This is a genomic window from Spirosoma agri, from assembly GCF_010747415.1.
Taxonomy (GTDB): Bacteria; Bacteroidota; Bacteroidia; order Cytophagales; family Spirosomataceae; genus Spirosoma; species Spirosoma agri.
On sequence record NZ_JAAGNZ010000001.1, the window covers coordinates 989,397 to 1,012,106 of the forward strand.

The 22,710-nt window shown below is 50.2% G+C and carries 20 protein-coding genes; 14 read left to right on the plus strand and 6 right to left on the minus strand.

The genetic code is table 11. From position 1 onward, the window contains the following. From GK091_RS04125 to GK091_RS04135, 3 genes are all read left to right on the plus strand, one after another. The gene (locus GK091_RS04125; RefSeq protein ID WP_164035344.1) at positions 1 to 2,325 is read left to right on the plus strand and encodes a PAS domain-containing sensor histidine kinase; all 2,325 of its coding nucleotides are present in this window, start codon (positions 1 to 3) and stop codon (positions 2,323 to 2,325) included. Positions 2,326 to 2,381: 56 nt separating this feature from the next. Beyond that, positions 2,382 to 3,248 (plus strand): PE-PGRS family protein, encoded by an 867-nt coding sequence (locus GK091_RS04130; protein ID WP_164035345.1) that lies wholly within the window; start codon positions 2,382 to 2,384, stop codon positions 3,246 to 3,248. Positions 3,249 to 3,405: 157 nt separating this feature from the next. Further along, complete coding sequence (locus GK091_RS04135; RefSeq protein WP_164035346.1) at positions 3,406 to 4,587, plus strand: sodium:proton exchanger; 1,182 nt, start codon at positions 3,406 to 3,408, stop codon at positions 4,585 to 4,587. Positions 4,588 to 4,599: 12 nt separating this feature from the next. Here GK091_RS04135 and GK091_RS04140 read toward each other — a convergent pair whose 3' ends face one another. Further along, a complete protein-coding gene (locus GK091_RS04140; RefSeq protein WP_164035347.1) occupies positions 4,600 to 4,932 on the minus strand; it encodes a hypothetical protein in 333 nt (110 codons plus the stop codon). Positions 4,933 to 5,248: 316 nt separating this feature from the next. Between GK091_RS04140 and GK091_RS04145 the strand changes: the two genes are divergently transcribed. After that, positions 5,249 to 5,959 (plus strand): LolA-like protein, encoded by a 711-nt coding sequence (locus tag GK091_RS04145; protein ID WP_164035348.1) that lies wholly within the window; start codon positions 5,249 to 5,251, stop codon positions 5,957 to 5,959. Positions 5,960 to 6,068: 109 nt separating this feature from the next. Here the strand turns inward: GK091_RS04145 and GK091_RS04150 are convergent, their stop codons facing one another. Then, positions 6,069 to 6,932, minus strand: coding sequence for an SDR family oxidoreductase (locus GK091_RS04150; protein ID WP_164035349.1), 864 nt, complete (start codon positions 6,930 to 6,932; stop codon positions 6,069 to 6,071). A gap of 72 nt (positions 6,933 to 7,004) precedes the next feature. After that, positions 7,005 to 7,895: an SDR family oxidoreductase gene (locus tag GK091_RS04155; RefSeq protein ID WP_262889172.1), complete on the minus strand. Its 891-nt coding sequence runs from the start codon at positions 7,893 to 7,895 to the stop codon at positions 7,005 to 7,007. Between the two features lie 211 nt (positions 7,896 to 8,106). Here GK091_RS04155 and GK091_RS04160 point away from each other — a divergent pair, with 211 nt between their 5' ends. Further along, positions 8,107 to 8,577 carry a 3-oxoacyl-ACP synthase gene (locus GK091_RS04160; protein ID WP_317166269.1) on the plus strand — a complete coding sequence of 157 codons (471 nt, stop codon included), beginning with the start codon at positions 8,107 to 8,109 and terminating at the stop codon, positions 8,575 to 8,577. 1 nt (position 8,578) lies between these two features. Here the strand turns inward: GK091_RS04160 and GK091_RS04165 are convergent, their stop codons facing one another. Then, complete coding sequence (locus GK091_RS04165) at positions 8,579 to 10,210, minus strand: amidohydrolase (protein WP_164035351.1); 1,632 nt, start codon at positions 10,208 to 10,210, stop codon at positions 8,579 to 8,581. A gap of 106 nt (positions 10,211 to 10,316) precedes the next feature. On the opposite strand from GK091_RS04165, the gene GK091_RS04170 reads away from it, so the two are divergent. Together GK091_RS04170 and GK091_RS04175 are read left to right on the plus strand one after the other, a co-directional pair. Continuing rightward, entirely contained in the window at positions 10,317 to 11,705 is a 1,389-nt protein-coding gene (locus tag GK091_RS04170) for a TolC family protein (protein ID WP_164035352.1), read from the plus strand. A 32-nt stretch (positions 11,706 to 11,737) separates the two neighbouring features. Further along, on the plus strand, positions 11,738 to 12,433 hold the full coding sequence (locus tag GK091_RS04175) for a YetF domain-containing protein (protein ID WP_164035353.1): 696 nt from the start codon (positions 11,738 to 11,740) through the stop codon (positions 12,431 to 12,433). Positions 12,434 to 12,452: 19 nt separating this feature from the next. Here the strand turns inward: GK091_RS04175 and GK091_RS04180 are convergent, their stop codons facing one another. Both GK091_RS04180 and GK091_RS04185 read right to left on the minus strand, forming a co-directional pair. After that, positions 12,453 to 13,550, minus strand: a complete 1,098-nt coding sequence (locus tag GK091_RS04180; protein WP_164035354.1) for a DNA topoisomerase IB — start codon at positions 13,548 to 13,550, stop codon at positions 12,453 to 12,455. Positions 13,551 to 13,697: 147 nt separating this feature from the next. After that, a complete protein-coding gene (locus GK091_RS04185; RefSeq protein ID WP_246202139.1) occupies positions 13,698 to 14,432 on the minus strand; it encodes a DUF6962 family protein in 735 nt (244 codons plus the stop codon). Here GK091_RS04185 and sucD point away from each other — a divergent pair. The 7 genes from sucD to porM all read left to right on the plus strand — a co-directional run bounded on the left by sucD (position 14,431) and on the right by porM (position 22,663). Further along, positions 14,431 to 15,309 carry a succinate--CoA ligase subunit alpha gene (sucD, locus tag GK091_RS04190; RefSeq protein ID WP_164035355.1) on the plus strand — a complete coding sequence of 293 codons (879 nt, stop codon included), beginning with the start codon at positions 14,431 to 14,433 and terminating at the stop codon, positions 15,307 to 15,309. The genes GK091_RS04185 and sucD overlap by 2 nt on opposite strands. A gap of 123 nt (positions 15,310 to 15,432) precedes the next feature. Continuing rightward, positions 15,433 to 16,557: a DUF4271 domain-containing protein gene (locus GK091_RS04195; RefSeq protein ID WP_164035356.1), complete on the plus strand. Its 1,125-nt coding sequence runs from the start codon at positions 15,433 to 15,435 to the stop codon at positions 16,555 to 16,557. A gap of 104 nt (positions 16,558 to 16,661) precedes the next feature. Continuing rightward, positions 16,662 to 17,444, plus strand: coding sequence for a uroporphyrinogen-III synthase (locus GK091_RS04200; RefSeq protein ID WP_164035357.1), 783 nt, complete (start codon positions 16,662 to 16,664; stop codon positions 17,442 to 17,444). A gap of 207 nt (positions 17,445 to 17,651) precedes the next feature. Beyond that, the gene (locus tag GK091_RS04205; RefSeq protein ID WP_164035358.1) at positions 17,652 to 18,617 is read left to right on the plus strand and encodes a PorP/SprF family type IX secretion system membrane protein; all 966 of its coding nucleotides are present in this window, start codon (positions 17,652 to 17,654) and stop codon (positions 18,615 to 18,617) included. 267 nt (positions 18,618 to 18,884) lie between these two features. Continuing rightward, positions 18,885 to 20,021 carry a T9SS ring complex lipoprotein PorK/GldK gene (gene porK / locus GK091_RS04210; RefSeq protein WP_164035359.1) on the plus strand — a complete coding sequence of 379 codons (1,137 nt, stop codon included), beginning with the start codon at positions 18,885 to 18,887 and terminating at the stop codon, positions 20,019 to 20,021. A 129-nt stretch (positions 20,022 to 20,150) separates the two neighbouring features. Next, positions 20,151 to 20,963, plus strand: a complete 813-nt coding sequence (gene porL / locus GK091_RS04215) for a type IX secretion system motor protein PorL/GldL (protein WP_164035360.1) — start codon at positions 20,151 to 20,153, stop codon at positions 20,961 to 20,963. 113 nt (positions 20,964 to 21,076) lie between these two features. Continuing rightward, entirely contained in the window at positions 21,077 to 22,663 is a 1,587-nt protein-coding gene (gene porM / locus GK091_RS04220) for a type IX secretion system motor protein PorM/GldM (protein ID WP_164035361.1), read from the plus strand. Positions 22,664 to 22,710 lie beyond the last annotated feature (47 nt).

Consider the following 22,710-nt stretch of genomic DNA (forward strand, 5'->3'; position numbering starts at 1 on the left):
TTGTTGCGGTACAAACGGCTGTCTGATCTGCTCAACAGCGTATTGAACAGTTCGGCAAACGGTATCAAGGCGCTGGAGGCCGTTCGGGAAACAGGTCTGGATGGCCTTCCGGGACGAATCGTTGATTTTGTTATAACGGTCATTAACAGGGCGGGTGCCACGATACGCGGTTACGATGTAGACGACGTTATTGGCAAACGACTCTTGCACATTTTTCCGGGTCTTATAGAAACCGGATTGTTCGATTTGTATTGCGAAGTCGCTGAAACGCACGACCCCCGAACCATTCAGCATACGTATGGAGGTAGCTGGTACGATATGACGCTGGCCCCTTTTGGCGATGGACTGGTCGTCACGTACACTGATATCACGGCTAACAGACAGACCAAACTGGTCATCGAGCAGGCGGCTGCGGAGAATAAACGACAGGCCGATCTGCTTAATAGTGTGCTCGACAATTCGACGAATGGCATTATGGGATTTGAGTCCATCCGCGATGAATCGGGCGAGATTACCGATTTTACGTTCGTTGCTGTCAACAAAGCGGCTAGCCAATTGACGGGCAAAGTACCGGAAGAGGTTATTGGCCAATCGATGCGGTCGGTGTTTCCTGGAAACGTGAAATCGGGTATGATGGCAATGTACGTTCGCACGGTTGAGACAGGCGAACGAACGACGATGGAGACGTACTACGCGTACGATGGTCTTGCTGTCTGGCTTTCTGTTTCTGCGCTAAAACTCGGTGATGGCTGCGTTGTCACGTTTTCCGATATATCGGACGCCAAACGGGCTCAACAACAAATCAGCCAAACGGCAAATTTACTCCAGGCGATCATCAACAGTTCACCCGATGCGCTTGTGCTCTATGAGCCAATACGAAATGAGATGAACGAACTTATCGATTTTCGCTACAAACTGGTGAACCCAATGGCGGCCACGGGAACGGGACGACCACTGGACTTTATGCTCGGCAATACGCTCTTTACCATGTTTCCGGGCGCAGCGCAGGCAGGCTTTTTTGCCCGGTTGAGGCACGTGCTGGAAACCGGTGAGACGCAACACTACGAACACCATTTTTTCGGGGACGACATAGACCTGTGGGCCGAAGTTACGATGGTCAGGCAGGAAAATGACGTATTGACTGTGTTTCAGTACATCACCGAGTTGAAACGGGTACAGCAGGCACTGGAGCGGTCCAGTGCCGAACTACAAATGATCATCGATACGGCTCAGACCGGCATTTTTCTGTTCAGTCCGGTGCGCGACGAAACGGGCGAAGTCGTTGATTTTCGTTTCCAGACAGCCAACCGGAAACTGGCGTCCTATGTAGGGCAGGAGCCGGATGCCGTGATTGGCGCATTGGGCAGCACTTGGTTCCCGGATTATAAAACGAACGGCCTCTTCGATTTCTACCACAGGACCTATCAGACGGGTGAGTCGCAACGGTTCGATTTTCACTACGACGGAAATGGTATCGATGTCTGGCTTGATATCATGTCTACCAACGTTGGCGACCAGGTGTTAGTGACATTCAGCGACTACACGACCCTCAAACAGCTACAGCAGCAATTGGAAACGTCGGTAACGGACCTGCAACGGTCCAACCGGAATCTGGAGCAGTTCGCTTACGTAGCCAGCCACGATCTTCAGGAACCGCTTCGCAAGATTCAGGCCTTTGGCGACATTATTCAGAACCAGTACGCGCCCATTATCGGCGATTCCGGAGCAGATATGATCCAGCGGATGCAATCGGCAGCGTCCCGCATGCAAATGCTGATCAAAGATGTACTGGCTTATTCGCGGGTGTCTACCAAGCTTGAAGAGCATAAGCCAGTTGACCTGAATCAGCTCCTGACGGACGTGTTGAGTGATCTGGAAACGACGATCGAGGAGAAAAAAGCAGTCGTAACCGTAGGTCATTTACCTATAATCAAGGGCGACGTGCTTCAGTTGCGTCAGTTGTTCCAGAACCTGATCAGTAACTCGCTGAAGTTTGTCAAAAGTGACCAGATACCCGACATAACGATCACGGCTGACACGGTTCGGGGTCGCGAATCGGGTTTTGCCTGCTCGCCCGCCGACAGCAATCGACTATTTCACCGTATCCGGCTGATTGATAACGGAATTGGTTTCGAACCGCAATACGCAGCCCAGATATTTCAGGTGTTTCAGCGACTACACGGGCGCAGCGAATACCAGGGAACCGGTATTGGCTTGGCTATTGTTCAGCGGGTTGTTGACAATCATAAAGGATATATTTCCGCCGACGGTAGCCCGGGAAAAGGCGCTACTTTCTGGATTTTACTGCCCTCTAGCTCAAATTAAAGACTTATCCGCTGATTCGTTCGTTACTTTGACGATTGAATCAACCGCCATTCTTCATGCGTACTATCCTGTTAATTCTCGGAACACTTACTGTCTTATCCTGTAATATCGGTGTAACGGTTGATGGAGCTAAGTTCGCCAGCGACCCAAGAACAGCCCCAATCACGGCGGGACAGATCGACGAAGCATCGGGTCTGGCCGACAGCCGAACCCAACCCGGCAATCTCTGGATCGAGCAGGATAGCGGAAGCCCGGCCGAACTGGCTCTGCTGGGTTATGATGGCACTGTAAAAGGAAAGATGGCGATCCCGAACGCAACGAATGTAGATTGGGAAGACATGGCGATTGGCCCTGGTCCTCAGGATGGGAAAAATTACATTTACATCGCTGATATCGGTGACAACAATGCGCAGCGCCCCGGCTGTGTGATTTACCGGTTTATCGAACCCGCCAGTTTACAGGCGGCCATCGGGCAGGTGGAACGGATCAATTTCAAATACCCGGATGGGGCCCGCGACGCCGAAGCGATCATTGTTGATCCCCAGACCCGCGATACCTGGATCATTTCCAAACGGGAAGAAAAAGTGCATCTGTACCGGCTCCCGTATCCACAGGATATCAACCAGGTGACCACGCTTCAAGCCTACGGTGAGTTGCCGTTCACCTACGTTACGAGCGCCGGCATTTCGCCCGATGGATCGGAAATTGTCCTGAGAACGTACCTCCAGGTCTTTTACTGGAAACGGGAAGCGGGTCAATCGGTTGCCGATGCCATGCAGAAAGGCACTGCCCGACAACTGATTGCCAAAGCTGAACCGCAGGGCGAAGCAATTGGCTTTGATAAGGATGGCAAAGGCTTTTTCACCATCAGCGAACGGGCTACAAACCCATCCGTGAATCTTTATTACTACGCAAAACAGTAGCCGTTTTCGGGTATCGGTTCACTACTAATTTACTGGTTTAAGGCAAGAGTCGATCAATGCCGTCAACTGCAAGACCAGTGACTGGTTTTTAAGAACTGGTGTAACTTAAACAGGCACCAGTGAATCACAAACTGAAAACTGCGTTTTATCTTGCCGAATGGATTCTTCGATTCTCATCATTGTTCTGAGCTTATCCGTTCTGATTTCCTATGCGTTCGACCTGTTTAGCAGCCGGTTCCGAACACCATCCGTACTGCTGCTTTTAGTACTGGGTGGCATAACCCGACAGGCGACCAATTACTTCAGTGTTCAGGTGCCGGTTGTCAATACGATCCTGCCAACAATCGGCACGCTGGGTCTAATCTTGATCGTGCTCGAAAATGGCCTTGACCTGGAACTGCACCGCGATAAACTAGGCGTTATTCGCCGTACGCTGGTGGCTTCTGTGCTGTCGGTTGCGGGTATTACCGTTCTGCTGGCCAGCGTTTTATACCTGCTGTTGAATGATTCATTCTATCATTGTCTGATTGCGGCTTTACCTTTTTCGATTATCAGCAGCGCCGTAGCAATACCGAGCGTCGCGAATCTGTCGGCTGGTCAGGGGGAGTTTGTCGTGTACGAGTCGGCTTTTGCCGGAATAATTGGTGTGCTGGTCTTTAACTTTCTGTTAGTCAGCCGGGATTCGGTGTGGGGAGCCGTGTGGTTTTTTGCCCGCGATACGCTCATCATGGCGTTGTTATCGCTGATCTGCTGTTTCCTGCTTCTTTATCTGATTGGTCGAATCAATCACCGGATCAAGTTTCTGCCGATTATTTCTGTACTTTTTCTGGTGTATGCCATCGCCGAAATCAATCACCTGTCGTCGTTATTGCTCATTCTGATCTTCGGGCTTTTTCTGAACAATACCGAATTGTTCATTCGCGGACGGTTGAGTGAAGTGTTGAAGAATGACCTGTTCGAAAAAGAGCTGGACCAGCTCAAAAACCTGACTGCGGAAGGCGCTTTCGTGGTCCGTACCTTCTTTTTCCTGATCTTAGGGTACGCAGCCATCCCCGGCGAATTGCTGGATCGGGATGCCCTGATCGTGAGTGCTATCTTCGTCGCCGTTATTATTGGCTGGCGGTGGGTCACCCTCCGACTGACGTATCAGGGGCCGATGAAACCACTACTCTGGATTGCTCCACGTGGTCTGATAACGATCCTGCTTTATCTGAACATTCCGCAGGATATGCGCGTGATCGGTTTTCGCGATGGGATACCCATATTGGTTATCGTACTATCGCTGATCGTTATGATGGCGGGCGGACTGGGACAAAAACCCGCCGTAACCAACGAGTGATTCCCCATCCAGTCAGCGTTTATCCGTCGTCATATAGGGCCAGAAGGCCCATACTGACCGCTTCTTCAGGTAATTCAGATCCATTTCGTTGGCAAAAGCCTCACGTTCGAAGCTGATATTTCGATAGGCGGCATAGTGCGTTCGGAAGTACAGCCGACGGATCAGGTATTCTAGAATATACCAGAGGTAGAACGGTACAATCCCCAGTTCCGCCTGTTGCCGCAGGTGAATTCGTTCGTGGTTAATCAACACGAGTCCCGGATTGGGCTTGCGGACCAGAATGAACGGAAACAGGGCCATGCCATCCGGCCCAAGCGAAGAAACGTGAATAATAAACCTAGCCATTGACCAATAAACGTGAAAGCCTGATAAGCGCTGCCGCGCGCAAGTTATCGCTCGTTCAAAAAACAGTTACGATCGCGCCAAAATTCCCGTCATAACAGGACTAAATAACCTGATTTTTGCCACTGATTCGGCTGCCGATATGGGGTTGAAACGGCTGGCGTTTGACGGGTAGTTCCGCCGGATAAGCTGGCAGGCGGGATCGTTTGTCTGAGTACGTTTGACTTGATCCGGGATGTGCTAAACCGCCCGGACTGATGGCTTGCCGATCTGTTTCTGATCTGCTACATTTGGCAGAAAACCATAACCAAAACAGAGTATGAAAAAACTATTCGTAACCCTTCTGGCAATACCCCTGCTCCACGTTGGAGCCAACGCGCAAACGACGCCGACCGCCGACGAAGTACTGGATAAGTACATTACCGCTATTGGCGGAAAAGAGGCACTGACCAAAGTGACCGATGTTACAACGAGCATGTCGAGTGAGGGGCAGATGGGAACCATCATGATCACCCGCAAGCAGAAGCTGCCCAACAAATTTTCGATGGTCATTAACGCCAACGGGATGGAAGTAATGAAACAAACCGGCGACGGCACGAAGGTAGTTGCAGGTGGTATGCAGGGCAGTAATACGCTGGAAGGCGCTGCTGCTCAACAGATGATCGCCATGAACGTGATTTTTCCGGAATTGCATTACGCCGAAAACGGGATAAAATCGACGCTGGTTGGGCCAGAGAAAGTCGATGGAAAAGATACGTATAAATTAAGCCACACGACTGCCGATGGGTCGGCTACCTGGACGGATAACTTCGACGCTACCACTGGTCTGAAAGTTCAATCAGCGTCAACGACCAAAGGACAGCGTGGTGAAATGACCATGACATCGGTCTATACGGATTATAAAGAGGTAAATGGCATTAAATACCCCATGACAATCACGCAGCAGTCACCTCGCGGGCCGATGACCATGACGGTCGATAACGTAAAATTCAACAAGGGGCTGAAAGACTCCGATTTTACGATAAAGTAAGCGGTGGAGCCAGCACGGCTCAGAATACTCCCACAGCGTCACGGAGGACACAAAAGATCGACTCTTTATGTTCTCCGTGACGCTGTAGGGAATCCATTTTATAATCAAATTACGAGTTGATTACCTCGCCACCGTTGACGTGGATAACCTGTCCCGTAAAATAGGACGCATCTTCCGACGCCAGAAATACATAGGCTGGAGCCAGTTCTGCGGGTTGTCCGGGCCGTTCCATTGGCGTGTCTTTTCCAAATTTTTCGACCTCTTCAAGCGTTTTCGTCGCTACGATCAGCGGGGTCCAGATGGGGCCGGGAGCCACTCCATTGACCCGGATGTTGCGTTCGACCAGATTCTGCGACAACGACCGGGTAAATGATGTAACGGCACCCTTCGTTGAGGCATAGTCGATCAGTGATTCGCTGCCCCGGTACGACACTACCGACGTGGTATTGATGATGCAGTCGTATGAGCCCATGTGCGGTAACACATTCTTTGTCAGCCGGAACATGGCTAAAATATTTAGCTCAAACGTTTCGCGCATCTGCTGGTCCGAAATGTCCGTAAATTCCTTCTGTTCGACGTGATTCGCTGCGTTGTTGACTAGAATATTAATCCGATGATACGTGCTGATGACTTGGCCGACCACTTCCCGAATGAACGAAATCTGCTTTAAATCGCCCGGAAGTAGTAAACACCGACGTCCCTCGGCCTCGATAAGTGACTTGGTTTTCTGCGCATCCTGCTCTTCGCGCGGGTGATAAACGAGGGCCAGATCAGCGCCTTCGCGGGCAAAGTGAATGGCTACCGCACGGCCGATACCCGAATCGCCACCGGTAATGAGCGCCACTTTATCTAATAGCTTATCGGCCCCCTGATAGTTATCCCGAATGTAGATCGGTTGCGGGTCCATTTCATATTCCAAACCCGGCTGCGCATCCTGATGCTGGGGTTTGGTTTTAATTTCCATTTGTTCCATTGCTCTGAAAAGTTAGGCGTGTGACAGCAGCTCACGTGAGTGAGATTAAAACTGGTCTCACGGTTGAAATCGCTAGGTGTTTACGATCGTGCCGCCATTGGGGTGAAGCACCTGTCCTGTGATATACGAGGCATCATCCGACGCGAGAAACACGTAAGCGGGTGCTACTTCGCTGGGCTGGCCGGGCCGTTTCATCGGTACATCTTTGCCGAATTGCGCTACTTCGTCCGCACTTACCGAAGCAGGATTGAGCGGAGTCCAGATGGGACCGGGCGCAACCGCATTGACCCGGATACCTTTGGTAATCAGATTGGTCGATAAGGCCCGCGTAAACGTCATGATCGCACCTTTGGTGGACGAATATTCCAGCAAATCCGCGCGGCCCTGATAGGCCGTGACCGACGTGGTATTGATGATGCAATCGCCCTTCTGAAGATGGGGTTCAGCCGCTTTCGATATTCTGAAGAACGAGTAAATATTGGTCTCGTATGTCGCTACCAGATCTTCATCTGATGCCTCTTCGAGCGTTTGGTGTTGCAGTTGTAGTCCGGCGTTATTGACCAGAATATTCAACTTGCCCAGTTTCTGAACCGTATCGGCAACGATCTGTTTGCAGTACGTTTCCTGGCGAATATCGCCCGGCAGGAGCAGACACTGCCGACCTTCGGCCTCAACTAGCTCTTTGGTTTTCTGCGCGTCGACTTCTTCGCGTGGTGTGTAGGAAATGGCCACGTCGGCCCCTTCCCGCGCGAAATGCACGGCTACCGCCCGACCAATGCCTGAGTCGCCACCGGTAATGAGGGCCACTTTGTCTTTTAATTTATTCGCTCCTTTGTACAGGTGCCGAATCACTTTCGGCTGTGGGTCCAATTCAGCTTCAAGGCCCGGTTGGATAGCCTGATGCTGAGGGGGGATTTTTGCTTCCATAACGTTGCGTTGGTTGTACTTTTTGGGATAAGCCAAAAGCAACGGCGGTTGTTTGGAGAAATCCAGCCAAATGGCGGCTTTGTGAGTTGAGCTTTTGTACCTTTAGCGCGTGCAAATTGACCGTTGCGAGTAGGCTCCGTGGTACAAAACGGTAAAGCCGCTACGTCCGATCTGTCGAAAATGAAGGGCAAAACGGTTACGAAGAGGGTTGAAATAGATCGACTCGTTTTATAGTAAAATCAAGCTTGTGAATCAGGAATCTACGTCAAAAAAACTTAAGCACGATCTGGTTACTCTGTGCAACGCGCACGTTCAGCAACGCATAGATGTGGCCCGGCGGGCTATGGAAGCGGCACAGGAATCGGCCAACTCCGAGTCGAAGAGTAGTGCAGGTGATAAATACGAAACAGGCCGGGCTATGGCGCAGATCGAGCGGGATCGGTATGCCCACCAGCTCGACGTTGCGCTGGCCGTGGAGCAGGAGCTAACGCGGATCAACAGCGAAAAGGAGTACACCGTTGTTCAGCCGGGTAGTTTGGTAACGACCAACCGGGGTATGTTTTTCATCAGCATCAGCGCCGGTAAGCTCAATATCGATGGGAAAGATGTGTTCGCTATTTCGCCCGCATCACCAATCGGTTCGGCACTAGCCGGTCGGCGCGCGGGCGAAACAGTTTTGTTCAACAAGCTGGTCTATGAAATTCTGAGCGTGGCTTAGCTCAATGGACCCGTTCGCCACCAATCCAGGTTTGCTTGACTTTTGTGTCGCGAAGCTGCGCGTTGGGAGCGGTCATGATATCGCGATCCAATATCACAAAATCAGCTTGCTTGCCCGGTGCGATGCTCCCGCGCAACTGTTCCTCGAAGCATGCATAAGCGGCCCAGCGGGTCATTGCCAGCAACGCTGATTTCCGGTCGACCGCATTTTCCATCTGATAACCACCGGTTGGCGTGTTTTTGGCGTCCTGCCGGGCAACCGCTGCGTGGAACCCGAACAGCGGATTAACGGCTTCTACCGGGAAATCGCTTCCGAAGGCAATCAACTGATTCTGTTTCATCAAATCTTTAAACGCATAAGCACTCTTCACGCGAATGGGTCCTAACCGGTTGGCGGCCCAGTACATATCGGATGTCGCATGAGTTGGCTGAACCGACGGAATGATTGAGTACTGCCCAAATTTGTGAACATCTTCCGGTGATACGACCTGCGCGTGTTCAATGCGCCAGCGCCGGTTGTTGTGGCCTTTCAGCAGTTTACCGTACAGATCGAGCATGAGGTGATTGGCCGAATCGCCAATGCAGTGGGTATTCGCCTGAAAACCAGAGTTGTGTAAAAGTGTCGTGACTCGTTCCAGCTCACCAGGGCTGAGCAATAGAAAACCACCTGTCTCCGGACGATCGCTGTACGGACGACGCAGGCAGGCCCCGCGTGAACCCAAAGCCCCATCGGCATACAGCTTGAACGAACGGACCGTGAGCCGATCCGTCTGGAACGGTCCCCGCTTCAGAAAATAAGTCAGATTCGGCTCACCCAGACTAATCATAGCGTAATCCCGAATCTTGAGCTTTCCCGCTTTATGAAGACTGTCGATGAGATTGATTTCGTCGGGGCTGATTCCGGCATCCGAAATTGTTGTGAGGCCCAGCGCAACGCAAACCTTTTCGGCGGCCTGTAGCATCCGGGCTTTGTCGGCCTTGTCGGGCTGGGGAATAATCCGCTTGACAAGTTGCATAGCGTTGTCGACCAGAACACCCGTTGGCTGACCATTTCTGACGACGACTTCACCACCGGGCAGTTTAGAACCCGCTGTTACCTTTGCCAGTCGCAAGGTTTTTGAGTTGACGAGCAGGGCATGACCATCGACCCGCATCAGCGCAACCGGTACGTTCGGGAAGGCAGCGTCCAGCTTCTCTTTCGTTGGGAAGGTTTTGTCGGCCCAGTCGTTCTGATCCCAACCCCGGCCAGCGAGCCACATGACATCCGGATTTTTCTGATAAAACGATTTCAGCCGACTGATAACATCATCATACGAGGTTGCGCCAACCAGATCGGCCTGATTCAGCACTTGTCCTAAACCCAGAAAGTGGGCGTGAGGATCGTAGAAACCGGGATAAATCGGCTGTCCACCCAGATCAGCAGTACTATCGGCATCGTACGCATCCGCCAGCGTTTTGGCTGAACCAACCGCGAGAAATTTACCATCGCCGACCACGAACGCATCCGCTACGGAGAACGTGGAGTCAGCCGTGTAGATACGCGCATTGGTGACCAGCAGATCGGCTTTTTTTCGGGAAGAACACCCGGAAAGCAAAGCAAATAAAACCGTAATTACTAAAAGAGGACGTTTCATAAGGGATGATTGGGGAAAATGCAAATTAACAGAAAGTTGATAAGCCGACCAGCTAATCGCAGATTCTTGTATTTTTGTCTTTATCGACCTTGTCAACCTCAATTCAATGAAGCTCAGCAGTTGGATTCTTTTTACTTGCCTCTCCTTTTCGGCCCTTGCTCAACAACCTCAAAATGCTATTCAACGCGCTCAGCAGCGAACGTTTACCGTTGCTACCATCCCACAACCTGGCGAGGTGCTAACCCTGCCACAAGCGATCGAACAGGCGATCGGGAAAAATTATCAGATTCAAATCAACCGGTCGCAGGAGCAGATTGCCCGCAACAATTTCACGAAAGGAAATGCCGGCTATCTACCGTCACTGTTGTTTAACGGAAATTCCAGCGGTGGTTTGCAAAGCTTTCGGCAAACGTATCTGGACGGTCTCCGGCCTCCTCAGGAAGCCTCCGGCGTATTTAACCGAACGACCAACCTGGCCCTCAATGTGAACTATACCGTTTTCAATGGCTATGCCCGTTCCGCGCTGTATACGCAGCTAAAACAACTTCTTCAGATTAGCTCGGTTACGACCCGTGCCAATGTGGAGGCTACGGTTGCCAGCATCGCTACGAGCTATTACGACGTGATCCGGCAGTTGCAACGATTGATCGCTTTTAGTCAGGCACTGGATATTTCCCGCGAACGGCTTGAACTGGCCCGGGCCAACTATGAGGTCGGTACCCGTTCGAAAGTCGACTTTCTGAGTGCTCAGGTCGATTACAATACGGACAGCGCATCACTTATTGCGCAGGAGCAACTGCTACGAAACTCCAAAACTCTGTTCAATACGCAATTAGTGCGTGACCCGCTCACTGAGTTTGCCGTTCGCGATACAATCATTGTTCGGCCAAATCTGGAACTGGGCTCGCTCCAGCAATCGCTCAATACCAACAACCCACTGCTGGTCTCGGCGGTGCTGAACCGTACGATTGCCGACCTCAATGCGCGGCTTGTCAATGCTCAACAACTCCCACTGGTTACGGCTCAGACCGGTTACAATTACCAGCTTCAGGACAATCAGGGCGGTTTTGGTATCAGAACGGGTCGAACGGGTTCGTTCACCTATCTGGTTACCGCATCGATTCCGATCTTTAACGGCTATAATCTAAAGCGGCAAATCCAGAATGCGCGCGTCAACACGATCATTGCGCAAAATCAGGAGAGCGACCAGCGATTGCAACTTCAATTGGCGCTCACGCAGACCTTTCAATTATATCAGAACAGCCTGAAATTGTTAAATCTGGAAGTGCTGAATAACCAACTGGCCAATCAGAACGTCGATATTGCGTATGATCGCTATCGGATCGGTAACTCCACATTCGTAGAATTCCGGGACGTGCAGCGAAACTCCATTGATGCCCAGACCCGCCTGATCGAAGCTGAATTCAACGCTAAAGCGGCCGAAATCGAATTACTCCGGCTCAGCAGTACCATCACGCAAGAACTGGGGCAGTAGTCGGGCAGCGAGTTACTAACTACCAATGCACGATGAAGCCAGAAACTGTTCAGTCTTTCGACTGGGAACGTATTTTTATCCATGACCTTCCGTGGACCTATCTCGGCGAGGTGGCGTTCCGGACCGTATTTATGTTTCTGATCGTGCTGACTGCCCTGACGGTATCGGGTAAGCGCGAGGTGAGGCAATTGTCTATTTATGAACTGGTGTTGCTCATCGGTCTTGGTTCGGCTGCGGGCGACCCTATGTTTTACGATGATGTACCTCTTTCGTCGGCTGTAGTGGTCTTTATCGTCATGATGGGCTGCTACAAACTGACTACGTTCATCAGCGATCGCAATAAAACGGTTAGAACCGTTCTTGAAGGCAAACCCGTTTATGTAATCGAAAATGGCTGTATTCTGACGCAGAATTTCAAGCAGGAAGATATGGGACTGGACGATTTGTTTTCTGATCTGCGCGTTGGTGGTATCGAACACCTTGGACAGGTGCGTACAGCTATTCTGGAGCCAAATGGGCAGCTCAGTTTCTTTCAGTTCCGCGAAAATGACACTCGACCTGGCTTGCCTATTCTGCCCAACGAATTGAAGCGCCATACCGAAACGTTGTCGGAACCCGGCGATTATGCCTGCTGCACCTGTGGCAGTGTACAATCGATCAGCACATCGACCGGCAGCCTAACCTGCCCGCGCTGCACGCATACACACTGGGTAAAGGCCATGCGCTAAACGCCCTTCCGCTAAAGAGTCAGGCCAGTGCTTTCTTGGCGGAAGGGCTTTTTATTACTTTTTTTACCTGATCGCTCAGAAATTTCAGGAGTAACTTCTCGACGCCGTCCAGCCCATGCGGACTCGTCTGACGAAAGCGATTTTTTTGTTCGATGTACGGGTTCAAATCCAGGCATTCGTACGATTCCAGAATCTGCGGATGGACGTAATGCTTGCGGCATACGGTGCGGGTGTTGCCCAGTTTGAGCGACACTTCGTCAAGTACCGCATTGACATTTTTCTTCAACTCTTTTTCGGTTTCGCAGGGTTCCAGTTCGATCAGTAAGCGCAAGGCATTGACCGTTCCGGCCCAGGTTCGAAAATCTTTGGCCGAAAAATCATTGCCCATTGTTTCATGCAGGTAGTCGTTCACCATCCCGGAATCAATGGAGTGGCGGTCGCCTTCCTCATCGAAATACTGGAATAATTCCTTGCCCGGAAGATCACGACAGGCTTTCACGAGCCGCGCTAACTGCCGGTCGTGGAGCGCAATGTCGTGATAGATGCCTTTTTTACCCTTGAAGCTGAACCGTACGTCGCTGCCTTCCAGCTTGACGTGCCGGGTTTTAAGGGTTGTCAGGCCGTATGAGCCGTATTCTTTTTCATAGGCCGCATTACCCACCCGAATCAGCGTTTGCTCCATAACGCTCAGCGCAATGGCAATCACTTTGTCGCGAGTCAGGGACTTCTCTTTCAAATCCTTGTCGAGACGCGCACGAAGTTTGGGGAGTGCTTCACCAAAAGCGGCCATCCGGAAAAACTTTGTTTCACTTCGGATCGCGTTCCAGTTGGCGTGATATCGGTATTGTTTTCGGTTTCTGGTGTCAATACCTGTTGCCTGTAAGTGTCCGTTTGCTTTGGGGCTTATCCAGACGCGTTCCCAGGCGGGTGGCAAGGCCATGCTGCGAATACGGGCCAGTAGTTGCTCATCATCGACAGGCTGCTCTTTCGTATCGAGGTAGGTAAACTGATCGCCAGTTTTGCGACGGCTGATACCGGGCATGGTGTCGTTCATATACACCAGCCGGGCCGCCTTTGCTGCCTTCATTGGATCGTGTGCCAGTTCCAGTAAATCCACGTTTGTTGCGTTTTGTGGATTGGTTAACTAATTGATTAGGACATTAGTTAGCGAAAAGAGGAGATAACGAAGTAAATCGAGCGGACTTATTCATGAATCGAAACGCACCCGTCTGACTGAGCTGAGATCCAATATGCACTGAACTGCTTACTTCTCAGCGGCTTTGCCGAAGAACCAGAGAGCCAGCGCGGTGGCGTAATGGTAAAAATCGGTCGGGTGAAAAAAGGAGTCCAGCGACTGCGCTTTTGCGGCTAATCCCATCATCATGGCCGCCAGAACAATCCAGAGTCCCCGCTTATTGCGCTGAAGTAACGAAAACACCGCTAACAGCATTAAAATAAGAATGGCCAGTGATGGCACGACAGGCGTGAAAACGCGCACTTCGGGAAGTAGCAACAGGATAAATACGAACAGGCCAAATACCATTGTCGTCACAAAGGTCGTCATGGTGTAAATCCGGCGGTTCAACAAGCCCCAAACACCGACGACGGCACAGACAACGCCTAAACTATTAGACAACACGACCATCGAACGATGGAGCGGCTCAAGCGACTCAGCCCCTGTGTATTCGATAATGCCAATTAGGGCGGCCAGCGAAATCGTGAGTAGAAAGAAGCCCCATAGGAGTCTGTTATAGATGCTTACCCGCTGGAAAAAGTACCAAAACACCCCAACACCGGTTCCGGCCAGAACGGAGCCAGAGATAATGTGCGAAAAAATCATCACGTAATTTACGAAGATTCGGCTACTTTTGCCCAACTTATTCAATGATACAAGATTAACAAACGAACGGAAAAAGCCGAAAGAGATCAGGTATTTATTCGCTCGTTCGTTAGGCTTGCTCACATTCAATTGCATCGCCAACGATTTACTAACCGTCATGAGTGTTTTAGTTAACAAGGACTCCAAAGTTATCGTCCAGGGCTTCACTGGCTCGGAGGGCAGTTTCCATGCCCAGCAGATGATCGAATATGGTACCAATGTAGTTGGGGGCGTTACGCCCGGCAAAGGTGGTCAAACCCACCTCGACCGGCCCGTCTTCAACACGGTTCAGCAATCCGTTGATCAGGCTGGTGCCAACGTTTCTATCATTTTTGTACCGCCCGCATTTGCGGCAGATGCCATCATGGAAGCGGCCGAAGCAGGTATCAAAGTGATTATCTGCATCACCGAGGGCATTCCTACGGAAGATATGGTGGCTGTGAAAAACTACCTCAATGACAAAGACGTTCGGCTGATTGGCCCGAACTGTCCCGGCGTTATGACCGCCGAAGAATGTAAAGTGGGTATCATGCCCGGTTTCATCTTCAAAAAAGGGACCATTGGCATCGTTTCGAAATCAGGAACGCTGACCTACGAAGCCGTTGATCAGCTCACTAAAGCAGGTCTTGGTCAGAGCACGGCCATCGGTATCGGGGGTGATCCAATCATCGGTACAACGACCAAACAGGCAGTTGAACTGCTGATGAATGATCCGGATACCGACGCAATCGTAATGATTGGCGAAATTGGTGGTGGCATGGAAGCCGAAGCCGCCCGCTGGATCAAAGCCGACGGGAACCGCAAACCCGTTGTTGGCTTTATTGCCGGACAAACCGCACCAAAAGGTCGTCGAATGGGCCACGCTGGTGCAATTGTAGGTGGTGCTGATGACACGGCTGCCGCTAAAATGGAGATTATGCGTGAGTGTGGTATCCACGTGGTCGAGTCGCCCGCGCTTATCGGCGATACCATGCTGAAAGCATTAGGAAAGGTCTGATTTAACGACGTATAACGAGTGAAAGAGCGAAGGAGCGAAAGGGCAGATAGGTGGCAATTCGGTTGGGTACGTTTCCCGGCAAAGAACCAGTTTCGCCCGTTCGCTCTTTTGCTCTTTTTAGTAATGGCTTTTTCCGCTTCCGGGCAATCCCGCACGGAGGGCATAGGTCCGGCCAATCAATATTATCCGGTCCACGATTTTCACGACGATTTTCAGGTCTACGACGAAGGGGCAAAAGCATACGTACCCTATATCGTCGAGCAGCATGCCGATCAAACAGCGTTGAGCACCTACATCGACCTGGAAAGTAACCGGCATTATAATCTTCTTATTTCGACCCAGCAGGACGGTTATTTGTTTATCAATGCGGCTCTGAAACGCAAGCTTCGGGCAGGCACCTGGTATGTGTTCAATATCGATAGTTTGTACAACGTATACCGCCAGCCTGAAGTTTTTCTGACGCTGTATGGCGCACCTGGCCTGAATGACAAGAGCCTGTTCATCGGGTATCCGAAGTCGGCAACGCAAAAACCCGTTATCTTGCGCGATGACAATTTGAGCGTAAGACCGCGCTCATTCTCGGTATACAGCAATTTTCTAGGGCTGGGACTGGTGTTTCTGCTGGCTACCCATGCGTTTCTTTTCTCGTTTTATCACAGGGCTTTTCTGCGCTTCTATAGCCTGTGGGACCTGCTCTCCTTGCGGTCACCGGAAGAATCGTTTTTGATCAATCGTCCGCTCAGTAGTACGAATGTGCTGTTCGTTCTTAACCTGAGCTTCGTCATTGGATATTTGCTCGTCTTCATCCAAAGCCAAAACCTCGACGTATTTGTGTCAGCAAGACTGTTGGGCGGACAAACTATCGCGTCGATCATCGGCGAGTTTATTATAGTGAGCGGTCTGACGTTCATGGTCTTGATGGGCAAATACCTGGCGCTGGAAGTTATTGGAGGATTATATAAACTACAGGACGCAATCAATATTCATTTCTTCAAAGTTCTTCAGTCATCCATGCTGTTTTTCACCATACTGACGCTTTTGTTAGTTATGGTTTCGTATAATACGACGACCATCATCTGGTCAGAAAGTGTGTTGTTGTTTCCATTATTAGTATTCTATTTAGTTCGGCTAGCCTTTTTATACATTGTTATCCGTAGTCTGGAACCTATCAAAAATCTGTATTTATTTTCGTACCTTTGTATCGTTGAATTGATTCCACTCATCATAGGTCTTCGTTTCGCGCTGTGAGAGTGGTTTGCAATTTATGGTTACGCAGTATGGTTTTATCCGGTCCGGTCTAACCAGTCGTAGCCGTAAGTTCAGAACTGACTATTGAAACGAGTTGAGATTCGATGAACGAGACCAGCATGCAATCCACAGAAGACCGGCTAACGAAGGTTAACCGGCTGTTAGTGACCCAATCCCGCCCTGCCGACGAAAAATCTCCTTATTTTGACCTAGTCAGCAAGTACACCATCCAGGTTGATTTTCGGCCCTTTATCCAGATACAGGGCGTATCGTATAAAGATTTTCGCCGTCAGAAAATCAATATTCTGGACCACACCGCCATCATCTTCACGAGCCGGAACGCGATCGATCACTTCTTCCGCATTTGCCAGGAAGGGCGGGTTGAAGTGCCCGCCGACATGAAATACTTCTGTATTTCGGAACAAACGGCCAATTACCTCCAGAAATACATCATTATCCGGAAGCGGAAGATCTTTAACGGGACCAAGACCGCTACCGAACTGTTCGATCTGATCAAGAAACACAAGAACGAAAAATTCCTGTTTCCCTGCTCGAACATTCGGCGTAACGATATTCCGGAATTCATGGATACCAGTAGCCTGCATTTTACGGAGGCTGTCATGTATGAAACGGTCCCGACTGATTTGTCGGATCTGGACATCCAGAGTTACGATATCATCGCTTTCTTTAGCCCATCGGGTGTAGCGTCGCTGCTGTCAAACTTCCCGGATTTCAAACAAAATGGGACAAGGATGGCTGCTTTTGGCCCAACTACGGCCAAAGCGATAACAGAAGCGGGTCTGACACTCGACATTGAAGCGCCTTTACCGAATGCCCCGTCAATGACCGGTGCGCTTGATCTGTACATAAAAAAGGCCAATAATTAGTAAACAGTTGGCGTTTTAGGGAGGTTGGTTGTTGAAAACAGGGTATTCGCAATCCGTTTTCAGCGGCCAACCTTTATTTTTTCGGTTCAATAAAGTAGCGGTTTCGGCGTTTATTTGTAAACTGCACCGTACGGTTGCAACGAACGTACCGATGCGTGTCGTAGTGGGCCAGAGGGTCCTGACACAAGTTCTCTTTTCTTTGCTTGTATGATTCGCACACTTTACTTTTTTGCCATACTGACCCTTACTGTTCAGTCGGTTTTTGCTCAACAGGAACCACAGCTAAGCATGTACATGTACAACCCACTTTACTACAATCCGGCGGCTGCCGGATCGGAGGGGGTGTCCCGGGTACAACTAACGCAACGAACTCAGTATCTGGGTTATCAAACGGTCGGTAACCTCGACAACGGCGGAGTCCAGAACTCGCAGATCTTATCCTTCAATATGCCGTTGGCCCGCATAAAAAGCGGAATTGGCATATACGTCCTGAATGACAAAGCGGCTGCCAATTACAATCAATCGGTACAACTCTCCTACGCGTATCGGCTGGCATTGAAGAATGGTACACTGTCCTTGGGTGTGCAGGCGGGTATGTTCAATAAAGGTTACGATTACGGCCAGCTTCGTCCGAGTGAAGCGGGTGATCCTCTGATTCCAACGGGTCGTATTAGTCAGGCCAAGCCAGACATTGGTGCAGGCGTTTATTACAACACGACTGATTATTGGGTTGGCGTGAGCGTTAATCACCTTAACAAAGCATCTTACACGCTGGGTACGGATCGATCAACGAATCCATTATACCCAAGTGCTTATCTGACGGCTGGGTACCGGCTGGGTATCGGCTATGATATTGATATACAGCCCTCTGTGTTGATTCAATACGCTACGTTAGGCGGAATCCGTAATTCGACGGCGACGGTTAATGTCGTTGGAACGTACGATAACCGGCTCTGGGCGGGTGTTGGCTATCGATTTCAGGACGCAGCGATGGTTACGGCGGGCATCAACCTGATGCGTAATAATGCGTTACGGGTGGGTTATTCGCTTGATCTCGTTATTGGATCGAGCGTTAAGAGTGCAACGTCGCACGAGATTATGCTTGCCTATGCATTTCCTGCCCCTGACCCCCGGAAGAAGCCTATAGTACGGACGCCCCGGTTCAGGTATTAATCTAACAGGAAACAGGATTGTTCTGAGTTTTACAGCTCGCATAATAAAGTACGGTACTTTGGCAGCATTCTTGTTAGGCAGTTTGCCAATAGCTGCGTATTTTTGAAGGAAGTGGCCTTTTCTATAGCTGGTATCATACCCTACTAAGTCTATCAGTGAAGCAACGTTTTTGATAAATTCTGCGTAAAGAAAATTCTCTATACAATATCTAAAAGGATTTTCGTTTTTAGTCTGGTCTCGCACAAGAAGAAGGTTAAAAGTCTCATAATGATGAAGTACAACTGGTTTACAGCCAACGCAACTCGGGTAGTGATGGTCGCAGCAGTGATCCTGCTGATGCAAGGTTGCGGCTTTATGAAGTCAAAGTTCGGTGGTAAGGACGGCAAAGGGGGAGAAGTAGGTGTTACGAATGGAGAAATTACGGCTACAGGTCGTAAAGGTTGGAAGCAACCGACTCCCTACGGAATGGTCCTTGTTCCATCTGGCTCATTTATCATGGGACAGGCTGACGAAGACGTGGCGGCTACACAGATTAATATGAACCGTCAGGTGACGATCAGTTCGTTTTACATGGATGATGCCGAAATTTCGAATCACGAATACCGGCAATATGTCAATGCACTTCTCGCTGACTCGGTTTCCGTGTTAGGCGAAGAGGAGATCATGGCAAAGTATTATCCTGACACGACTGTCTGGAAAAATGACTTTACGTACCACAACGGAGATCCTATGCTGGAGCATTATTATGCGCACCCGGCGTTCGATACGTATCCGGTTGTTGGGGTGAGCTGGGTGGCTGCCAAGCATTTCTGCCAGTGGCGGACACATACACTCGATGACTTCCGCACCAAAGATGGTGGGTATCGTTCGTTCGGATTCCGTCTGCCTTCAGAAGCTGAGTGGGAATGGGCGGCTCGTGGTGGTAAGAGCGGAGCGAAGTATCCTTGGGGTAACCCCTATGTTGCCAATGGTAAAGGGTGCTACTTAGCTAACTTCAAACCACAGCGGGGTAATTTCGACGCCGACGGGTATCCATACACCGCTCCGGCTACAGCTTACAGCCCGAACGATTATGGTCTTTACAACATGGCGGGTAACGTTGCCGAATGGTGCCGGGATGCCTATGCTGACAACTCCAATGCTATTGTCTGGGATATGAACCCTGACAACCAGAATGCCGACGAGCCACGCAAAGTTGTTCGGGGTGGATCCTGGAAAGATATTGCTTACTACCTCGAAACAGGTACACGCTACTACGAGTACGAAGACCAGAAGCGTTCATATATAGGTTTCCGTTGCGTAATGGACAATCTGGAAGGACGTGCCGCATCGGGCCGGGGTGGCCGGGTTGGCGGTAGCAGCAAAAGCAAAAGCAGCAAAAAAGCGTCGTCTAAAAAAGCCTAACGCGTAGTAGCGCGTGAAACCAGACATCAGGACAACTTCCACTTGCTGTTTACACAACAGTCAATAGCTAGGTGTCTGAACATCTTAACCACAAAAAGTCAAATACCCTATTCCAACAAATCGCTTATCATGGCAGCAGAAAAGTCCACGAATTTCTTTTGGGATCGTTTAGTACCAACCATTTATAGTGCCGGTGCAGCCGTTGTAATTGCAGGTGCCTGGGCAAAAATCACCCACAATGAAGGTTTAGGCTGGCTGCTTACGGCCGGTCTGTTGACAGAAGTGGTTATCTTCTTGCTGTACGCTGTTCAGAGTTTTACTAGCCCGGCAACGGCAGGTGACAGCTATGCCTGGGAGCGTGTCTATCCTGAATTAGCGGACGATTATAAGGGTGAGGCCCGTAAGCCTGCCCCCCAGACGAATGGCTTAACGGGTAATATGGACCAGATGCTGGCCCAAGCTAAAGTAACGCCTGACGTATTTGAGCGCCTTGGTTCCGGCTTCCGTAACCTGAATGATACGGTTTCAAAATTGACCGACCTTACGGATGCGACCGTCGCTACAAACGATTATGCTCGCAACGTTAAGTCAGCGTCGACATCGATCGGTGAGATGAATAAGTCGTACGGTACGGCTATCACGGCGATGAATTCGATGGCCGATGCAACGACTGATGCCAAAGACTATCGGGACCAGTTCCAGAAAGTTACCAAGAATATGGGTGCGCTGAACGCCGTGTACGAACTGGAGTTGCAGGATACGAATAAACACCTCAAGGCTATGAATGCCTTCTATGGTAGCATGACATCGGCAATGGAAAATATGGCCGACGCTAGCCGCGATGCTCAACAGTTCAAGAGCGAAATGGCTAAATTAACTGGTAATCTTGCGTCGCTCAACACGGTATATGGCAGCATGTTGACTGCTATGCGTGGTAACTAAAATCAGTTAGCCAATTTACGGTTTGCGGTTATGTCTGTTTACAAGCAGACGGTTCTGCCGCGAACCGTAAACGCTACTCCCTACTATCTAACCCCCGTTTTCTACCATACTTTATGGCAGGCACTAAAGAGACACCCCGTCAGAAGATGATCGGGATGATGTATCTGGTATTGACCGCGTTATTGGCCCTGCAGGTAACGTCGGCTATTCTGGAGAAATTCGTATTGATTAATAATAGCTTAGAACAATCAACTGGAGCCGTTAATAAGGTTAACCAGTCTACACTTGAGAATATTCGAGCTACGGTTGAAAAATCAGGTAATCGCGCCACTGATCTTGCCATTGTCAAACAGGCTGACGAGGTACGGAAGATGACCGCTGACATGGTTGGTGAAATCGATAAACTAAAAGAGCAGATCGTTGAAACAGGTGGAGGCCGGGATGAGTCTGGTAATATCAAGAATCTGAGTGAGGAAGAAAACGTCGCTCAGGTTATGATTGGCACCAATCGCAACGGAGCTGCTTTCAAGCTGAAAGATCAGCTAAATAGTTACGTCGATAATCTATCCAAAGTATCGGGTACGAAATATGCGCCGATGGCTCTTGATGGTAAGGATGATCCAATTGCCGCCCGTTCGCCGGATCAACGCCGGAAAGACTTCGCTGAATTGAACTTTGCGCAAACACCAATTCCGGCTGCTTTGGCTGTGTTGAGCCAGAAGCAGGCTGATGTTCGCCGTATCGAAGGTGAGGTCCTAGACGTACTGGCTAGTAAAGTTGGCGCGCAGGATGTTAAGTTTGATAAGATTCTGGCGATGCTGAGCATGGAGTCGAAAGTGGTTGTAGCTGGCACGAAGTTTAAAGGTCAGATGTTTCTGGCGGCTTCGTCATCAGGTATTCAGCCACGCATGAGTTTGAATGGCGGTGCTGTTCGGATGCAGGATGGTCAGGGTATCGTTGAGTTTACGGCTCAGGGTGGTGCGTACGATAAAAATGGTCTTGCCCGGCGTACGCTTACCGGTTCGATTGCTTACCAGACGCCAGCCGGTTTGAAAACCGTACCGCTGTCAGCTGAGTACTTCGTTGCCAAACCATCGTACCAGATTGAAACGGGAACGATGCCACCGCTGTACCTAGGTTGTGCAAACAAATTGAGCATTCAAAGCCCCCAGTTAGGCGCTCTCTGGAATCCTAGCTTCTCGGCTGATGGTGCCTCTGTTGTGTCATCTGGTGAAAAAGGTAAAATCACCGTTGTTCCCAGTTCGGCCAGCGTAGCCTTGAACATCAGCAATAGTGGTAGCTTACTTGGTACGGAACGGTTCCGGGTCAATAAAGTGCCGCGCCCAACCTTAGAGATTTTTGTAGGTGGAACGAGAGCCAGTGATCCACGGGGTGTACCGGTGTCATCCGCGCGTAGCGTACGGATCCAGGCCGTTGCTGACCCAAGTTTTGCAACCTATTCGCCAGACGATGCTAATTTCCGGGCTACGAGTGCTACCGTTTCATTGGTGCGTGGCACGAAACGAGTGCAGTTCGTTACAGTACAGGGTGGCGGTGGCTCCATTGCGAACTTAGCGGCTGAAGCACAGCCTGGTGACCGCTTGGTTATTCAGGTCGAGGGTGTACAACGTCGGAATTTCCGGGGTGAAATTAGTGACGTACCAATGGGTAACACACTGTCTCAAGTTTCGCTGTATTGATGCACTAAAGCAGTCAGTTAGCCGTTAACATACTTGACAACAAATAG

Bases quoted from the DNA above. Each gene is read 5' to 3' on its own strand.
- GK091_RS04130 (WP_164035345.1), top strand. From the start codon at position 2,382: ATGCGTACTATCCTGTTAATTCTCGGAACACTTACTGTCTTATCCTGT.
- GK091_RS04135 (WP_164035346.1), top strand. From the start codon at position 3,406: ATGGATTCTTCGATTCTCATCATTGTTCTGAGCTTATCCGTTCTGATT.
- GK091_RS04140 (WP_164035347.1), bottom strand. From the start codon at position 4,932: ATGGCTAGGTTTATTATTCACGTTTCTTCGCTTGGGCCGGATGGCATG.
- GK091_RS04145 (WP_164035348.1), top strand. From the start codon at position 5,249: ATGAAAAAACTATTCGTAACCCTTCTGGCAATACCCCTGCTCCACGTT.
- GK091_RS04150 (WP_164035349.1), bottom strand. From the start codon at position 6,932: ATGGAACAAATGGAAATTAAAACCAAACCCCAGCATCAGGATGCGCAG.
- GK091_RS04165 (WP_164035351.1), bottom strand. From the start codon at position 10,210: ATGAAACGTCCTCTTTTAGTAATTACGGTTTTATTTGCTTTGCTTTCC.
- GK091_RS04170 (WP_164035352.1), top strand. From the start codon at position 10,317: ATGAAGCTCAGCAGTTGGATTCTTTTTACTTGCCTCTCCTTTTCGGCC.
- GK091_RS04175 (WP_164035353.1), top strand. From the start codon at position 11,738: ATGAAGCCAGAAACTGTTCAGTCTTTCGACTGGGAACGTATTTTTATC.
- sucD (WP_164035355.1), top strand. From the start codon at position 14,431: ATGAGTGTTTTAGTTAACAAGGACTCCAAAGTTATCGTCCAGGGCTTC.
- GK091_RS04185 (WP_246202139.1), bottom strand. From the start codon at position 14,432: ATGACGGTTAGTAAATCGTTGGCGATGCAATTGAATGTGAGCAAGCCT.
- GK091_RS04195 (WP_164035356.1), top strand. From the start codon at position 15,433: ATGGCTTTTTCCGCTTCCGGGCAATCCCGCACGGAGGGCATAGGTCCG.
- GK091_RS04200 (WP_164035357.1), top strand. From the start codon at position 16,662: ATGAACGAGACCAGCATGCAATCCACAGAAGACCGGCTAACGAAGGTT.
- GK091_RS04205 (WP_164035358.1), top strand. From the start codon at position 17,652: ATGATTCGCACACTTTACTTTTTTGCCATACTGACCCTTACTGTTCAG.
- porK (WP_164035359.1), top strand. From the start codon at position 18,885: ATGATGAAGTACAACTGGTTTACAGCCAACGCAACTCGGGTAGTGATG.
- porL (WP_164035360.1), top strand. From the start codon at position 20,151: ATGGCAGCAGAAAAGTCCACGAATTTCTTTTGGGATCGTTTAGTACCA.
- porM (WP_164035361.1), top strand. From the start codon at position 21,077: ATGGCAGGCACTAAAGAGACACCCCGTCAGAAGATGATCGGGATGATG.